This window comes from Pseudomonas mosselii, assembly GCF_003205295.1.
GTDB lineage: Bacteria > Pseudomonadota > Gammaproteobacteria > Pseudomonadales > Pseudomonadaceae > Aquipseudomonas > Aquipseudomonas mosselii_B.
In genome coordinates this window covers 1-1,563 of record NZ_QJRP01000078.1, presented here as the reverse complement: position 1 = coordinate 1,563, position 1,563 = coordinate 1, and the positions used below count along the sequence as shown (strand labels likewise).

Genomic DNA, 1,563 nt, shown 5'->3' with positions numbered 1-1,563 from the left:
TCACCCGGCGACCAGGACCTGATCCGCGACCGCCAGGACCGTCTGCTCGAAGAGCAGCAGCGCCGCCTCGAAGAGCTGCGCAACCTGCCCGGCAAGGCCGCTGAACCCGGTGAGTCGCAACCGGCGACCGACAGCCGCTGCTTCACCATCCACACCATTGAACTCAAGGGCGCCGACAGCCTGTCCGCCGCCGACCGCGACCGCCTGCTCAAGCCCTTCATCGGCCAGTGCCTGGGCGTCACCCAGCTCAATGCCTTGCTCAAGGCCATCACCGACCATTACCTGGGCCGCGGCCTGGTCACCAGCCGTGCCTACCTGCCGCAGCAGGACCTGTCCTCGGGTCACCTGCAGGTATTGGTGGTGGAAGGGCGCCTGGAAGGGCTGCGCCCGGACCCGGCCAGCGGCCTGAGCGACCGCGAACTGGCCATGGCCTTCCCCGGCGATATCGACCAGCGCCTGAACCTGCGCGAGATCGAGCAGATGGTCGACCAGCTCAACCGCCTGCCGTCGAACAAGGCGCAGATGGAACTGACCCCGGGCAAGGCCGTCGGCGGCAGCGAAGTGCTGGTGCGCAACACCCAGCAGAAACCCTGGCGCGCTTCGCTGTCGCGCAACAACGAAGGCCAGCGCAGCACCGGCGAGCAGATGCTCAACCTTGGCCTGGAATGGGACAGCCCACTGGGGCTGGCCGACCAGCTGATGCTGCGCGGCGGTCATGACGTGGTTAGCGATCATACCCAGGGCTCGAAGAACGGCGTGCTGTTCTACAACCTGCCGTGGGGCTGGTGGAACTTCACCTACAGCTACAGCGAGAGCGAATACCGCTCCCTGGCCCAGGCCAACGGCTTTGCCTTCAAGCAGACCGGCGACAGCCAGAACCACCAGCTGCGCGCCGAGCGCGTGGTGCACCGCGACGCCACCAGCAAGACCTCGCTCAATGCTGGCATGGCCCACCTGCGCACCAACAACTATATCGAGGACAGCCGTCTGGCCGGCAGCAGCAACCGCCTGAGCGAGGCGCAGTTCGGCATCAACCATGGCCGGCGCCTGGGCAATGCCTTCGTCAACCTCGACCTGGGCACCCAGGAAGGCATCGGCGCCTTCGACGCCCAGGACAACGGCCATCCACGCCCGGGCCAGCCGGTGGCGCGCTACCGCAAGTACAGCGCCACGCTCAGCTACGTGCAGGGTTTCCAGCTCTTCGGCGAGCGCCTGAGCTTCAGCAGCCTGGCCACCGGCCAGCGCAGCGAGGACGTGCTGTTCAGCCCGCAGCGCATCAGCCTGGGCGGGCTGTCGTCGGTGCGCGGCCTCAAGGACCAGTCACTGTCCGGCGACAGCGGCGGCTACTGGCGCAACGACCTGCGCTGGACCCGCCCGGTGAACTGGCCGCTGCTGCAACCGCTGGTGGCCGAGTACGGCCTGGGCCTGGGCTACGACCTCGGGGTGATCCGCAACGATCGCTACAACGGCGAGTACCACGGCCGTGCCAGCAGCCACTCGCTGGAGCTGTTCGCCCGCGGCCAGCACATGGCCGCCAGCGTGACCTTCGCCCACAGCCTGGAA

General features: G+C 67.8%; 1 protein-coding gene. It reads left to right on the top strand.

All coding sequences use genetic code 11. From position 1 onward, the window contains the following. On the top strand, positions 1–1,563 hold a 1,563-nt coding region (locus DMX06_RS26010; protein WP_110739980.1), incomplete at both ends, for a ShlB/FhaC/HecB family hemolysin secretion/activation protein.